Below are 13,739 nucleotides of genomic sequence, written 5' to 3' on the forward strand. Positions count from 1 at the left end.
CAAATCAACAGATTGTTGATATCTGACGCACCCTAAAACAGATTTTTGGTGTGACACGCAGCTTTAGTCCTATAAAAGATTAGTTTTCACGTTTGCTCATGGGAAATGATTGTAATTTTCTGTATATGAATATCATCGTTACTTTTATGAATGGCGTGTAAATTGCCAAGCTACTTGACTTTTCTGATTGTCTAATAGATATCAAGACTTGTAAAGAAGTTTAATCAAAAATAACTACAGAAAGTTGAAACCTACACAGGTAAATATCCGTCAAAAATAGTGATTAATCATTTTTACCTTGGGAAGATTAGAAAAACAAAATACCTAAACTAAAAATTTCAGGATTATTTTTAGGGCAGTAAAACTCAATAAAAAATCAATACAGAAATTTTTTAATAGGTAGTTTGAGTATTTTGAGAACAGGGGCAGCTACTAACTAGTTAATAATTTAAGTGGGTATGGGGGTTGTGATGCAAACTTTAAATCAGAGTTTCGAGGAGCGCAATCTCACTATGGAAACAAATGCGGCAAACCTAGAGCAATATTGGCAAAAGAAACTCGCTGCTGATTGTCCAGAACAAAGTGAGGCTACTAGAAATAGTATTATTCTTTGGCTGTTGGGGGTGGACTTACAACGATTTGAACTACTCACCCCTAAAGATTTGGGAATTGCTAAACAAGCAATGGAATATCGCTGGCGGATTTTACAGCAACGATATTTAGGAATAGGACGAGAACGTGCTTATCGCCACCTGATCAATCGCTTGGGAAGTGTGATGACACTCAGAAATAAAATTCAGACTTGGGTTTCTTTAAGTCGCGATCGCCAGCGCAGTGTCATTGATGTATTACAAGAAGTCCTCCAAGAACTACTGCAAAGTGACTCCTATATGCAGCAGCAGATGTCTACTATTGCAGAATTGACCACTGATAAAAGATTACGGGACACCTTGCTATTTGCCAGCCTAGAAGAGTATTGTTTGCGTCCAGTACGCAATCAACCTCTATTAGTATATCGCTTCGTCAACTACTTGCGACGCATTCAACGGGGTGGGCTAACACAAGTCCCAGCCAGTGATTTAATTAGACTGGTTTCCGATGAAGTTTTAGCAGAAGATACTGACAATCCACTCAATCTAGTAGATAGTCAGGCGATCGCTCAATATCAAGAAGCCCAAAAATTAGAAGAGCAACAATCACTACGTCAATCTGTACATCAAGAATTTGAACAATACTTACTGCAAAATTTAGGACAACAGGCAGCAGACTGGCTGCAATTATATCTACAAGGCAAAACTCAAGAAGAAATTGCCAAAAAACTCAATAAGCCCATTAAGGAAGTATACCGACTGCGCGAAAAAATTAGCTACCATGCTATCCGTGTTTTTGCTATCAAAGGTCAACCCGAACTTGTAGACAGCTGGCTCTCAATTTCCTTGCAAGAACATAACTTTGGTTTAAAAGAAAACCAATGGCAACAACTTGAGGAAAAAGTAACTCCTCTAGGTAGGCAGATTCTCAACTTCAGGAGAGCAGGCCAATCCATAGAAGCGATCGCCCAAAATTTACAACTCAAAACTCATCAAGTGCTAGGTGAATGGACTAAAGTCTATCTTGCTGCCCAAACCTTAAGAACTCAAGATTAATAGCGAAAAACTCTGTTTTTAACCACAATACATAATTGTTATGTTGTAATTAAAGTATAGATATCTAGTCCGGTTAATTACTTAGCTTAACTTTGACCTGGTTTTTAATTGCTAGTTGCTGCTTATCTATCAACAATTAGTAATTAGCAGCCATCAAAGATATGATCAGTGTTAGCACGGTTATGATATTACTGCGGTTAAGAAGTTTTCTGAGTAAATTAAGCTACTAACGATAGCTTAAGTATTACCTCTGAAAAACTTAAAAATAACAAACAAAGTTTGACGCTGTTGAATTAATTCCTTGTGAATATTTCATGCAAATCGAGGTTTTTAGTGATCTTTTCCCCTTGTTGAGTACAGCCAACCCCCAATCTTTGGAATGGTTACTCAACGTTGCAGTTGAACACGAATACCCCTCTGGACGAGCAGTTTTGATGGAAGATGCCTGGGGTAACGCAGTCTACTTTTTGGTTTCTGGTTGGGTGAAAGTCCGGCGTACTAATGGTGAAGATTCTGTAGCAATAGCAATTTTAGGTCCGGGTGATTTCTTTGGAGAAATGGCAGTTTTAGATGAATCTCCGCGCTCAACGGATGTTATTTCCCTTTCAACAGTTAAATTGCTGACTGTTTCCAGAGAACGTTTTATCCAAATCTTGTTTAAAGACTCGCAGTTACATCACCGGATGCTGCAACTAATGGTGCGCAGAGTTCGCCAAATCAATATGCGCTTGCAAATGCGGTCTTCACCACCAGCAGTTAAACTGGCTCATACTTTAGTGAGCTTAAGTCTTAATTACGGTCAGAATTCACCCCAAGGTAAGGAAATTTTTTACATCCCTTTCAAAGATTTGGCGGAGGTGACAGAAATCAGTATTGAAGAAACTACCAAAATTATGGAAAAACTCAATGAAAAAGGATGGATCAAAATTGATCATGTTAAAAACTCCATTTATCTGATTAACATGACACAGTTAGAGAATTTAGCTAATAAATTCTAATTTTTACGTAAGTATTCAGCTATAGCAATCGCTCATATCCAGATCCCCGACTTCTTTGATTTATTGTGTTCACAAATGATAAATTGATCTGTTGAAGTCGGGGATCTTATTTAGGCTGGGGAGTATGTCAATGAATTTGTACCTAGTGCTGAGAAACCAGAGGTTAAGCGAATATTGACTATTGACTATTATCTATGAACTGTTGACTATAGACTTATAACTCTAGACTCGGCACAGAAGATGACTGAATCAATAGCAATTCGTCTCAACACTAAGGTTCAGAAAATTGAGCCGCTTATTCATTATTGGGTAGCAATGCCTCAACCGGAAACCCATCTGTTTGAAGTAACTTTACACCTTGTAAACTACCCATTATCACTTCTTGATTTGAAAATGCCAGTATGGACACCAGGCTCTTACTTGGTGCGAGAATATGCTAGAAATTTACAAGATTTTGCTGCCTTTGCTGAATCTAAACCTTTAACTTGGCGGAAAATCAGTAAAAATCACTGGCAGGTAGAAAAAGGAAATGTTTCTGAAGTCATCCTCCGCTACCGTGTTTTTGCCAATGAGCTATCAGTACGCACAAATCATTTGGATGCAACTCACGCTTATTTCAATGGCGCAGCACTATTTTTAAGAATTCCTGGTTATGAAGAAAACCCAATTAATATTACTATCGTGCCACCAAGCTCAAAATGGCAGATAACAACAGATTTACCAGCAGTTAAAGAGGAAGCTAATACTTTCTTAGCTGCTGATTTTGATACTCTTGTGGATAGTCCTTTTGAAATTGGGAACCATCAATTATTTAAGTTTGAAGTATTGGGAAAAGCTCATGAATTAGCAATCTGGGGACAGGGAAATTGTCAACCCCAAAAAATACTGGATGACTTGCAGAAAATTATTAAATTTGAAGCCCAAATGTTTGGAGGTTTGCCTTATCAAAAATATGTGTTTATCCTTCATTTATTTAATCAAGCTTATGGTGGATTAGAACATAAAAATTCTTGTTCATTAATTTATCATCGCTTTGGATTTCGCCTTCAAGATAAATATGAACGCTTTATCCAATTAGTCGCACACGAATTTTTTCACCTATGGAATGTCAAGCGAATTCGCCCCAAAGGTTTAGATGTGTTTGATTACGATCAAGAAAATTATACGCCATCTCTTTGGTTTTGTGAGGGAACAACAAGTTACTATGATTTAGTGATTCCTTTCCGAGCCGGAATTTATGATCTTAAATCTTATTTTCAGCACTTAAATCAGGAAATTACTAAATATCTGAAAACACCAGGACGCAAGGTACAACCTCTTTCAGAATCTAGTTTTGATGCTTGGATTAAGCTATATCGTCCAGATGCTAATAGTGGTAATTCCCAAATTTCTTACTATTTAAAAGGGGAAATGGTATCACTATTGTTAGATTTGTTAATTCGTTCTCTTCATCATAATCAGCGTTCTCTTAATGATGTGATGCTGAAAATGTGGCAACAATTTGGTAAAACAGAAATTGGTTATACTCCAGAACAGTTACAGGAGGTGATTGAATCTCTAGCAGGAATAGATTTATCTGATTTCTTTAACCGCTACATTCATGGACTGGATGATTTACCATTTAATGATTATTTAGAACCTTTTGGGTTACAATTGTTAGAAGAATGTGAGCAAGAACCCTATTTAGGAGTGATGATAAATACTGAAAATGGACGCGAAATAATTAAATTTGTAGAGATAGATTCCCCGGCAAAAATAGCAGGAATTGATGCAGGTGATGAGTTATTGGCAATTAATGAAATTAAGCTAGAAAAAGGTCAGTTAAGTGACCGTTTGCAAGATTATCAACCTAACGATACTATCAAAATTACTGTTTTCCACCAAGACGAACTGCGACACTATTCCGTTACCCTAGCAAAACAAAATCCGACTAAGTATCAACTCAAATCTGTTGAAAATCCTTCTCCTACTCAGCAAGATAATTTTGTGGGTTGGTTGGGTGTACCGTTAACAACTATGCAGTAAAAAAATAGCGGATAAAGTTCTGAATGTGGGTTACTAACTCCTGAATTATTGATTGTTAGAATTTACCCCTGACTAAACTATTGCTTAGAAGGGGTAAATACAACCAGAAACAATAACTTTTTGGTTATTTAGTCTGACTTTTTAAAACACCTGGTTCGTGCTGAATTGGTAAAACATCTAAAATATCAGTTTGGGAACAATATTTTAAATCTTCTAAACATTCCAAGCGTAATAATCGCTTACCATGACTAGCTTGGTGCAGTAATCCCAATAAGTCATTTTGCCATTGTGAATAAAGAGCGATCGCACTAATCATTTCATCATTACCAGTTATTTCCTCTAGGGATAAGTTAGACTGTTGTAAAATACTGTGAGCGATCGCACCAGCACAAACAGTATCCTCTAGGGAATAACTTCCTTCCCAACCAGAACCAACAATCCAGATAGTTTCCGGCAGCTTTTCTAGAAGAAATTTCACCACTGCACCCCGATTAATTAAAGCTGCTGCAAGAACAATGGGGGCATTTTGTATCCGTTGTAAAGCACGAGTACCATTAGTAGTGCTGATGAACAAACGCCGTCCCTCTACCAATTCTGCTGTGCAATCCAAGGGTGAATTACCCAACTCAAAGCCAGCCACCTTTGCACCGCCTCGTTCTCCAGCACGTAATCGTTTTTCTGCTGGCCATTTTTCGCTAACTTCTACTAGTTTGTCTAAATCGCTGAAGACTTGCACTGCTTCGCCTCCAGCCGCTAACACTGTCGCCATTGTACTAGTAGCCCGCAGGACATCGACAGCGATCGCGCATTCTGGCGCTTCATCAGTTGGAGTTAATTCTGGAGTATGATATACAAATATCTTCACGCGCTGGATATACCTGCTTTATAAATACTGCGGTTATATTTTACTCGCTTGATGTCACCAACTGTTGATACTAAACTTTATCTTTTTATCAATACATAAATACTAAAAAATCATATAAAGCTTATTTATCAAGCTTTTAGGCTTGGTATTACATTTTCTAATCTTCAAGATAGAAAAAAGTAGAGATTGTCTGATAGCTAACGCCAAGCGCCAGCCATATCCTGATTTCCAGGATTAAGGTTAATTACTTCTGTGTATGAGCTTTTAACCATTGTTCCAGGTCGGTAATGTCCACAAAATCGAATAATGCTTCTCCCAGGTCTTCTAGTTGTTCTATGGTCAGTTTGTTGATATTTTCGATGTAATTATCGCTCAATTTCCCAAATCGCTTGGATAACAGACGCATAAGTAAAATCATCTCTCCATCTTGTCTACCTTCTTGTCTACCTTCTTGCTTTGCTTCTTGATATACCCTTGTTTGCTTGATATCACTCACTAAAAACATCGCTTCAATCTCCTGACGGCTTAATTGCGAAAACTTGGACAACAAAACAGTCTCTAATAACTCTATAATACCTTGTCTTTCTGTGTCGTTACTAATCTCTATTTTTGTTCTTTGCATTAAGTTTTGAACTAATTCTGGTGCTTGGGTTTCTTTACACTATCTGGCATGAAAATCCCATCAAATCGAAAGGCTTTTTCCTTGACTTCTACAGATGTAAAATTATAGCCTTCTGCATTTTCTGTGGGTTGACCTAGTAGTTCAAATAATAGAGTGTGGAAGGTGAGGAAGATTTGGTAGAATATTGTATCTGTGTGCATATTTTTATTAAGTGTCAAATTCGGATATAGTCACCTACATCACTGGGTTTGAGTTTGGACTCTCTGATGTACGCTTGATAAAATCCCTTTTACCAATTCTGACTGTAGAGAGTGCTGGCGAGCAAGACCCGAACACAACACGAAAACCAAGATCATTATTATGATCGCGCGCTTTGTTCCTGTTACGATTCGCCGAACGGCAATCGAAAGTCTGTCATGTTACATCCTCAACACCTGCTTTGGCAATTTTCGCACATATTGTCATATTGTCTGATAGCGTAGCGTGGCGCAAGCCATATCAGGATGAATCAGGATTTAAGGATGAACAGGATTTATACTGCAAACGGTTTTGCTTTATCTCCCTTTAGTGACCTAATTCAAACTTACAGCGATTTTAATCTCCCTACACCTGGAGCGCCTTTGGTTGAGAAAAATGTGAAAATATAAAAGCAGATTCCCCCACAATTATCAACATGGCTCCTTTACCAGATTACCGTCCTAAACAATTATCCGTAGGTCCTCTAGAAGCAGAAATACTGAGCATCGTTTGGGAACTCGGTTCAGCAACAGTCAAAGATGTACACGATCGCATTCTGACAGATCCTAACCGCGAATTGGCTTATACTTCCGTTACCACCGTTTTGCGTCGTCTCACCGAAAAAGGCTGGTTAGCTTGCGATAAACAGGGAAAAGCCTTTTATTGGCGGCCATTGCTGACTAAGCAGCAAGCAGAAGTAATTAAAGCCCATGATCAATTACAGCGATTTTTAGCAGTGGGAAATCCTGATGTAATTGCTGCCTTTGCTGATAGTTTAGATCAAGCTGCTAGTGATCAAATAGAAGCGATCGCTAAACGTATTCAAGCCGCACGTCAAGCCAGGAGAGAAAAATAAGATTATGCATCTACTCATGATTCTCACTGCTGTCACCATTGCTTGCTGCTTAAGATATTTCGCCAACATACCCCAAGGTAACTGGCATTTACGCTGGCAAAAAACACTCTTTTTATTCCTCTTTCCCCCCTTACTCATATTCATGACAGCAACCTCTGTAGTCTGCATGGGTAAACAAGGGACAATGGGGGGAATGTATACTGGTTCTTTCAGCTATCTGCTGGCATTAATTTTTATCGGCTTTTTCAATATTTTAGGACTGAAACTGGCTTTCCAAGGTTGGAAATCTGTCAAATCGGCCCGTGAATGTCCACAAATAAATCTCGCTGGTAAACAAGTCCGACTCCTAGAAACAGGGGCGTTATTTGCCGGTCAAATGGGTTTTTGGCAACCTGAATTAGTAGTCAGTCAAGGATTACTAGAAACTCTCTCACCAGTCCACCTAGAAAGCGTCTTAGCACATGAGCAAGGACATTATCAGTATAGGGATACGTTTTGGTTTTTTTGGCTAGGTTGGGTCCGTTCCTGCACCGCTTGGCTGCCCAATACAGAAGCTCTATGGCAAGAATTGTTAATGTTGCGGGAATTACGGGCTGATAGTTACGCTGCATCCCAAGTAGATCCCTTGGTATTAGCAGAATCATTGCTGTTAGTCGTGACTAACAACCCAGTCGGAGAAGAGATTTGCTGTGCTGCTTTGGGTGCTGGCGATCGCTTGGAACAGAGAATAGAAGCTTTATTAACACCACCAGAACCAACTTCAGAAGCTCAATTACAGTCCTGGCATATTTTTCTATTTGCTTTCCTACCCTTGCTCACAGTAATTTTTCATACTTGAAATACTTCCGCTCTATTCTGTAATAGGCATAATGGAGATGACTAAGCACTTTTCAGCCTATTCATCTTCATCCCCTGGAGGCCGTTCACTTAGGCTTTGTTGCGCGTGCCACTCCAAAATAATGCGCTCCAACATTTCCGCTTGTGTACAGTTATTAACAGCCGCATAAAGCTTTATCAACTGTCTGACTTCAGGACTAACGTGGCTGATCACAAGTTGGTTGTCTTTTTTCATGTTTATCTGACTCCTATCACGTCAGAATTGTAAATAGTTCGTTATACTTATTAACATAACTTCGTAAAACATAAAATTCAAGTGCTACACCCTTCAATAAGGTTAGGACTTACGCAAGTGTCACACTAAAAATCTGTTGTAGGGTGCGTCAGATATCAAAAATCTGTTTATTTGCAGGATTTATGCAATCTGACGCACCCTCCCAATGTGCCAGTTGCGTAAGTCGTGAAGGTAATTCCCTCAAACTCAATGGGTGTATGAATAATTCAAAATTACATAGCCAGTATTAATCCTTTATTTTGCCCCAATTGGGCATAGGAGCAAGCAATGAATCAGCCTATAAAATTATCTTTAGAACAAGAATTTGGCCTCAGAATCTTTGCTGACCAAGTACAGCAAATGTCCCGTGAACAAGCTCAGATATTTTTACTCAATCTGTATGAGCATATGATGATTCAAGAAACGACTTACCAAGAATTGCTAAAGCATGAATGGAAACTAGATTCAGGAAGCATCTCTGGTTAATCAGGACAGCAAAAGGTCTCTAATTTGAGCATCCCTGAATCAGATATAACTCTTGTGATGATGACATTTTTCCCAAATAATGCACATTAGATGTGAAAAAAATGACTTGAATTTTCACACATTCATGAATGAGGGAAAGGGTGGGACTAACTATTAATTAATCCTCCCCAATCTCAAGCATTAATTGCTTCGTATTCCTATTTTTTTACTGGTGCTTCAGTAGCTGATTTACCAACCAGTTTTTCAGTATTTTCATCACTTTCAAGAATACCAAACTCAATCAACAACTCTTCTAGTTCTTCCATTTCAATAGGTGTAGGAATAGTCAGATTTTTGTTGTTGATAATCTTTTTAGCCAATGTCCGATATTCATTACCCTGATCGCTATCAGGTGCATACTCGTTAACAGTCATCCGACGCAATTCTGCGTGCTGAACGATATTGTCACGAGGTACAAAGTGAATCATGTGGGTGTTCAAGCGTTTTGCCAGGGTTTCGATTAATTCAACTTCCCGGTCAACATTACGGCTGTTACAAATCAAGCCACCTAAACGCACACCACCAGTGTGAGCATATTTTAAAACACCACGAGCAATGTTGTTAGCAGCATACATCGCCATCATTTCACCAGATGTCACGATGTAGATTTCTTGAGCTTTTCCTTCCCGAATGGGCATGGCGAAACCACCGCAAACAACGTCACCTAATACGTCATAGGATACGAAGTCTAAATCCTGGTAAGCACCGTTTTCTTCTAGGAAGTTAATAGCAGTGATAATACCACGACCAGCACAACCTACACCGGGTTCTGGACCGCCAGATTCTACGCACTTAACACCACGGAAACCGGTTAACAATACTTCGCTGAGTTCTAAGTCTTCAACAGCACCTCTTTCAGCAGCCAAGGAAAGAACGGTGGTTTGAGCCTTAGAGTGAAGCATCAACCGGGTAGAGTCCGCTTTAGGGTCGCAACCTACAATCATGATGCGTTGACCCATTTCTGCCATAGCAGCAAGGGTATTTTGAGAAGTAGTAGATTTACCAATACCACCTTTACCGTAGAAAGCAATTTGTCTAATATTTCCGTCAGTAGCCATGATGAGTTTATTCCTACAATTGTTTTGTTGATGTAACTGAAATTTGGTTTGAGATGTTGTTAGCTGAGAAAGCAGAATTTGTATAGCGACTTCAGGCATACTTAAGGCATGATCAAAGGCACATTCAGATTGTTTTAGGCAACCAAGATAGGGATACTGGAAATTGATTGAGAAGAAATCCACATCTCCTAAATTGAGAACTATTTAACAGCTAAAATTCCGCATTATCTGTTATTGTTACGGCATCCTGGGAGGATGTTTAATCTTGGAGAGTGGTTACAATAGGGATTCACCTTTGTGCAGATTTTCCCCCTGAACCACCCAATCAACCAACATTGCATTTCACTCTCAATGATTGCAACAATTTCTACGATTTTGCTGAGGTTATGGCTGCCAAAAATTTCTCATTTCCAGTCTCATAAATGATTCTCCTAAGTTCTGGAAAATTGCTGTATTGATGTTGCTTTTAGCTATTTTTTCAGAATTAATAAATCTCACCGTGATTGATACATGAAGAAAAATCCCTTTGAAATCATAGTTCACGGTTAAAAATACTTTTTCTTACTTATGCTCAGTCGCTAACATTTCTGATGACTATATATGTACCAGACAGCCTCTAAGAGTCTTTCTTCCCAAACTCCAAGGTTAATATCATCTGATAGATAATGTTATCTAGTTAACCAATTCTTATTGGCACATACTCCAAGGAATTCTGATTGACTTCAAGTTGTTACGAGGGTAACTCTTCTAATTCATCTGGTTTTATCTTGACATGAAGAAAAGATAAATATTTTGAAGTGGATTTACCAGAACAAAAGAACTTAGTTGAGCTTGCCTCATTTTTTGCTTGAAGTCTTTTGAACTTTTATCTTTCTGATTCCTATCCTCACAATAACATAGATATCAATAATTTGTTTGGCTATTTATCAATTATTTTTTTACTAAATAGAATTATTATCTCCAATACCTTAAATAGTCATACTTTAAGGTTGATCATCTGCCAATTCAATAAACAATTGAACAAATGCTATTTGTGAATTCAGTTACTTTTATCATGGAGTTTAATTTAAAATAATTGAGATTAGTACCATTTTTTGATGAGGATATAGGACTCATATTTGAATTTTGAAAAAATCTAAGCATTTGTAGGGTGCTTCAGACTGCATAAATTCTATCAATAAACAGATTTGTTATATCTGACGCACCCTACGTATCGTTTCATCAATCAAATATTATCCCTATATGCTTTATTCGTAGTGGATTTAGAGGATGTTTTAAAAGTCCCTGGGTATTTATTATGATGTCATATTTGTTTGCATACAAAGTCAAAAGCATGAAGTTTTGCCCTTCATGCTTTACAACTGTTATTTACTTAAACTCCCCAGGCCGGATTCGAACCAGCGACCAATCGATTAACAGTCGATCGCTCTACCACTGAGCTACTGAGGAACGCTCGCAACGATTACTATATTAGACCGAAAACCAAATCATGTCAACTACTTTGGGAAAATTTTTTTGATTTAGTTTTTTAGGTTGTTTCTAAGCCGCTGAAATAAATAGAAATATATAATTTTTTGCAGCACAAAGTTGCTCCAGAAGAGCAATCCAGACATTTTGAGATCATTTGATCTACAATCCCATCCGCAATTGCGCTAACTTCTGCCTAGCCTTAGCATCAATAGCATTAGCTAAAAATCTACTTTTGGATTGTTTGCGTGGTTGATATCTGTGACGCATTCGGCACACAGTTGTTTCTACTTCTCCGCATAATTGATGCGCTGACAACCATTCAGCACCATACCCCTGAACCATTAACTGCTGCGCTCGGTCTGATGTGGCAACAATTACGCGAGAAATTAAACATTGTGCGACTTGGTGACGCATAGACGCACAGGATTTTTCAATATAGGTATCTGCGGTCTGACCAAAATCGGTGTAATGAACAGTTAGAAAGTCTGTAATATTTTCTCTATTGCTGGGGGTGTTTTGATATTGGGCATCAAAAACTATTTGAGTTTCATAACCTTGAAATGCGCTGTAGTTTGTTATTGCTTCTATTAGTTCCCCCCGTGCTGCCTCTAATCCAGCATGATCACGGGTTTTCTTTAAGCAAGTCCAAGCGCCTATAATGTTGTAGCCGTCCACTAATAAAATGGACGGGATGATAGAACGGGGCATGGTTTTTAATCACAATTATCTAGAGTTAACAAAAATCATTCATAAGACTTATAGTAATTGAAGCAACACTTGTAACACTATGCTACAGAGAATAAAAAATGTCCTCAAGGGTAGAAATAAACCCTAAGACAGAAGGCAGAAATTTCAAAAATCCCCAAGAATAAAGCTTTTTGCAGGTCTTTTTTATAGAATTAAAAAACCAGATACCTAAACAACAAACTGTTTTCTGGTATCTGGTTATTAATTATTGATGATTAGGTTGGGCTGTTAACCTCAAAACATCTAATAGCGCAGCGTAGCGTTAGCTATACTCCTGGTTACTTCAGGAAATTTCACTGTGTGTTGTCATCAATCGCTGCTTAAGACGTTCAGCTTCACCAGCGGCAACTAAAGAACCTCTTTCTAATAAAAAAGCGCCATCACAATAGTTTAACTCATCTAAACGGTGTGTCACCCATAAAGCCGTCATACCGCGACTTTTGACCAGATGACGAACACTAGCTACCAAATCTAGTTGACTATCTGGATCTAATAAAGCAGTAGGTTCATCTAATAATAAAACTTCGCAGTGACGAGCGATCGCCCCAGCAATTGCCACCCGTTGTTTTTGTCCACCAGAAAGCGCATAAATAGGACGACGTTGTAAAGACAGCAAATTTACCGCCCCTAAAGCCTCCTCCACCCTCGCTTTCACCATCGCGGTCGGCAATTTTTCTGCCACCAATCCAAAAGCCACATCAGCACCAACAGTAGGCATAACCAGTTGATGATCAGGATTTTGAAAGACAAAACCAACAGGGGGAGAAATACCAATTTCCCCAGACTGAGGATTTAACAACCCTGCTATTAATCTCAAAAGAGTTGACTTCCCGCTGCCATTAGTACCCAAAAGCATCCAAAATTCGCCTTTAGGAACTTTGAGAGAGCAAGATTTGATTACTTGCTCCCCGTTCGGCCATAAGAAGTTTAAATCATTAACTTCGATGCCTACTGCCGTCATCTGTTGTATACCTTGGTTACTCAGTTGCTAAGGCGAAAAATCCGGGTGGTCTAGTGCCACCAATGGCTGTACCATCTTTTTGTACAATTTGTACTCCCGAAATTTCACTAGCACGGACAGCAATTTTTTTCTCTGTTTTGCCTTCGCACTTGAGTTCCACAATATCAGGGTTCCCAGAGCGCATCGCTGCCAGAATCAGCTGATAAACAGCTTCAGCATCTTCAGTTGACTTACGTTGTACTGATATCGGGAAAGCAGTATTTTTGATGCTTAAGTCGATGGTAAACATTTAGAATTAATCACATTTCACTGACTGTAGGACTAATTCTAGCGTTACCTGGTTGATTCGGTGTGAATTGTCAAAGGGAAAGATGAATTATGAGATTTTGTTTTATATCGTTGTTTCTTTGCTGTGGAAGGATTACAGGGATCTCATCCCTGAAAATCTTTCTCACCCCCCTGGAAAAATTAGAGAATTACACCTATTATGATTAGAGAGCGTAAAAAATTGTAAACTGGATTAACAACCCGGTTAAATTTCTGCTTATAGACGGTTATGTCATGGCCATCTATAAACAAATAAAACCTGTACTTATAAACATCTGGAGATTTTTCTAA

Annotated in this window: 14 protein-coding genes and 1 tRNA gene; 6 read left to right on the forward strand and 9 right to left on the reverse strand. The window is 38.5% G+C overall.

The genetic code is table 11. The annotated features are described in order from the left end of the window. Positions 1–458 precede the first annotated feature (458 nt). The 3 genes from VB694_RS07185 to VB694_RS07195 all read left to right on the forward strand — a co-directional run bounded on the left by VB694_RS07185 (position 459) and on the right by VB694_RS07195 (position 4,669). Positions 459–1,646, forward strand: a complete 1,188-nt coding sequence (locus VB694_RS07185) for a HetZ-related protein 2 (RefSeq protein WP_323359624.1) — start codon at positions 459–461, stop codon at positions 1,644–1,646. Positions 1,647–1,960: 314 nt separating this feature from the next. Beyond that, positions 1,961–2,644: a Crp/Fnr family transcriptional regulator gene (locus VB694_RS07190; protein ID WP_323359625.1), complete on the forward strand. Its 684-nt coding sequence runs from the start codon at positions 1,961–1,963 to the stop codon at positions 2,642–2,644. Between the two features lie 240 nt (positions 2,645–2,884). Continuing rightward, the gene (locus VB694_RS07195) at positions 2,885–4,669 is read left to right on the forward strand and encodes a M61 family metallopeptidase (protein ID WP_323359626.1); all 1,785 of its coding nucleotides are present in this window, start codon (positions 2,885–2,887) and stop codon (positions 4,667–4,669) included. A 124-nt stretch (positions 4,670–4,793) separates the two neighbouring features. On the opposite strand, the gene VB694_RS07200 is transcribed toward VB694_RS07195, so the two are convergent. From VB694_RS07200 to VB694_RS07210, 3 genes are all read right to left on the reverse strand, one after another. Further along, positions 4,794–5,534, reverse strand: a complete 741-nt coding sequence (locus VB694_RS07200; protein ID WP_323359627.1) for a 2-phosphosulfolactate phosphatase family protein — start codon at positions 5,532–5,534, stop codon at positions 4,794–4,796. Between the two features lie 244 nt (positions 5,535–5,778). Continuing rightward, positions 5,779–6,156 (reverse strand): DUF4351 domain-containing protein, encoded by a 378-nt coding sequence (locus tag VB694_RS07205; protein ID WP_323359628.1) that lies wholly within the window; start codon positions 6,154–6,156, stop codon positions 5,779–5,781. Between the two features lie 11 nt (positions 6,157–6,167). Further along, on the reverse strand, positions 6,168–6,356 hold the full coding sequence (locus VB694_RS07210) for a DUF2887 domain-containing protein (RefSeq protein WP_323359629.1): 189 nt from the start codon (positions 6,354–6,356) through the stop codon (positions 6,168–6,170). Positions 6,357–6,829: 473 nt separating this feature from the next. On the opposite strand from VB694_RS07210, the gene VB694_RS07215 reads away from it, so the two are divergent. Both VB694_RS07215 and VB694_RS07220 read left to right on the forward strand, forming a co-directional pair. Further along, positions 6,830–7,249 (forward strand): BlaI/MecI/CopY family transcriptional regulator, encoded by a 420-nt coding sequence (locus VB694_RS07215; RefSeq protein WP_323359630.1) that lies wholly within the window; start codon positions 6,830–6,832, stop codon positions 7,247–7,249. Between the two features lie 4 nt (positions 7,250–7,253). Continuing rightward, positions 7,254–8,087, forward strand: a complete 834-nt coding sequence (locus VB694_RS07220) for a M56 family metallopeptidase (RefSeq protein WP_323359631.1) — start codon at positions 7,254–7,256, stop codon at positions 8,085–8,087. Positions 8,088–8,144: 57 nt separating this feature from the next. On the opposite strand, the gene VB694_RS07225 is transcribed toward VB694_RS07220, so the two are convergent. Then, entirely contained in the window at positions 8,145–8,321 is a 177-nt protein-coding gene (locus tag VB694_RS07225) for a hypothetical protein (RefSeq protein WP_323359632.1), read from the reverse strand. 327 nt (positions 8,322–8,648) lie between these two features. Here VB694_RS07225 and VB694_RS07230 point away from each other — a divergent pair, with 327 nt between their 5' ends. After that, the gene (locus tag VB694_RS07230; protein WP_323359633.1) at positions 8,649–8,846 is read left to right on the forward strand and encodes an NblA/ycf18 family protein; all 198 of its coding nucleotides are present in this window, start codon (positions 8,649–8,651) and stop codon (positions 8,844–8,846) included. A 197-nt stretch (positions 8,847–9,043) separates the two neighbouring features. Here VB694_RS07230 and nifH read toward each other — a convergent pair whose 3' ends face one another. From nifH to VB694_RS07255, 5 genes are all read right to left on the reverse strand, one after another. Next, positions 9,044–9,943 (reverse strand): nitrogenase iron protein, encoded by a 900-nt coding sequence (nifH, locus tag VB694_RS07235; protein WP_323359634.1) that lies wholly within the window; start codon positions 9,941–9,943, stop codon positions 9,044–9,046. Between the two features lie 1,377 nt (positions 9,944–11,320). Next, positions 11,321–11,392, reverse strand: a tRNA-Asn gene (locus VB694_RS07240). Positions 11,393–11,572: 180 nt separating this feature from the next. Next, the gene (locus tag VB694_RS07245) at positions 11,573–12,121 is read right to left on the reverse strand and encodes an NYN domain-containing protein (protein ID WP_323359635.1); all 549 of its coding nucleotides are present in this window, start codon (positions 12,119–12,121) and stop codon (positions 11,573–11,575) included. 322 nt (positions 12,122–12,443) lie between these two features. Beyond that, on the reverse strand, positions 12,444–13,121 hold the full coding sequence (locus VB694_RS07250) for an ABC transporter ATP-binding protein (protein WP_323359636.1): 678 nt from the start codon (positions 13,119–13,121) through the stop codon (positions 12,444–12,446). 16 nt (positions 13,122–13,137) lie between these two features. Next, a complete protein-coding gene (locus tag VB694_RS07255) occupies positions 13,138–13,410 on the reverse strand; it encodes a hypothetical protein (protein ID WP_190561696.1) in 273 nt (90 codons plus the stop codon). Positions 13,411–13,739 lie beyond the last annotated feature (329 nt).

Origin of the sequence: Anabaena sp. UHCC 0451 (assembly GCF_034931405.1) — a bacterium.
Classification (GTDB): domain Bacteria; phylum Cyanobacteriota; class Cyanobacteriia; order Cyanobacteriales; family Nostocaceae; genus RDYJ01.

Excerpts from the sequence above, each read along its gene's own strand:
- VB694_RS07185 (WP_323359624.1), top strand. The coding sequence starts at position 459 with ATGGGGGTTGTGATGCAAACTTTAAATCAGAGTTTCGAGGAGCGCAAT.
- VB694_RS07190 (WP_323359625.1), top strand. The coding sequence starts at position 1,961 with ATGCAAATCGAGGTTTTTAGTGATCTTTTCCCCTTGTTGAGTACAGCC.
- VB694_RS07195 (WP_323359626.1), top strand. The coding sequence starts at position 2,885 with ATGACTGAATCAATAGCAATTCGTCTCAACACTAAGGTTCAGAAAATT.
- VB694_RS07205 (WP_323359628.1), bottom strand. The coding sequence starts at position 6,156 with ATGCAAAGAACAAAAATAGAGATTAGTAACGACACAGAAAGACAAGGT.
- VB694_RS07210 (WP_323359629.1), bottom strand. The coding sequence starts at position 6,356 with ATGCACACAGATACAATATTCTACCAAATCTTCCTCACCTTCCACACT.
- VB694_RS07215 (WP_323359630.1), top strand. The coding sequence starts at position 6,830 with ATGGCTCCTTTACCAGATTACCGTCCTAAACAATTATCCGTAGGTCCT.
- VB694_RS07220 (WP_323359631.1), top strand. The coding sequence starts at position 7,254 with ATGCATCTACTCATGATTCTCACTGCTGTCACCATTGCTTGCTGCTTA.
- VB694_RS07225 (WP_323359632.1), bottom strand. The coding sequence starts at position 8,321 with ATGAAAAAAGACAACCAACTTGTGATCAGCCACGTTAGTCCTGAAGTC.
- VB694_RS07230 (WP_323359633.1), top strand. The coding sequence starts at position 8,649 with ATGAATCAGCCTATAAAATTATCTTTAGAACAAGAATTTGGCCTCAGA.
- nifH (WP_323359634.1), bottom strand. The coding sequence starts at position 9,943 with ATGGCTACTGACGGAAATATTAGACAAATTGCTTTCTACGGTAAAGGT.
- VB694_RS07245 (WP_323359635.1), bottom strand. The coding sequence starts at position 12,121 with ATGCCCCGTTCTATCATCCCGTCCATTTTATTAGTGGACGGCTACAAC.
- VB694_RS07250 (WP_323359636.1), bottom strand. The coding sequence starts at position 13,121 with ATGACGGCAGTAGGCATCGAAGTTAATGATTTAAACTTCTTATGGCCG.
- VB694_RS07255 (WP_190561696.1), bottom strand. The coding sequence starts at position 13,410 with ATGTTTACCATCGACTTAAGCATCAAAAATACTGCTTTCCCGATATCA.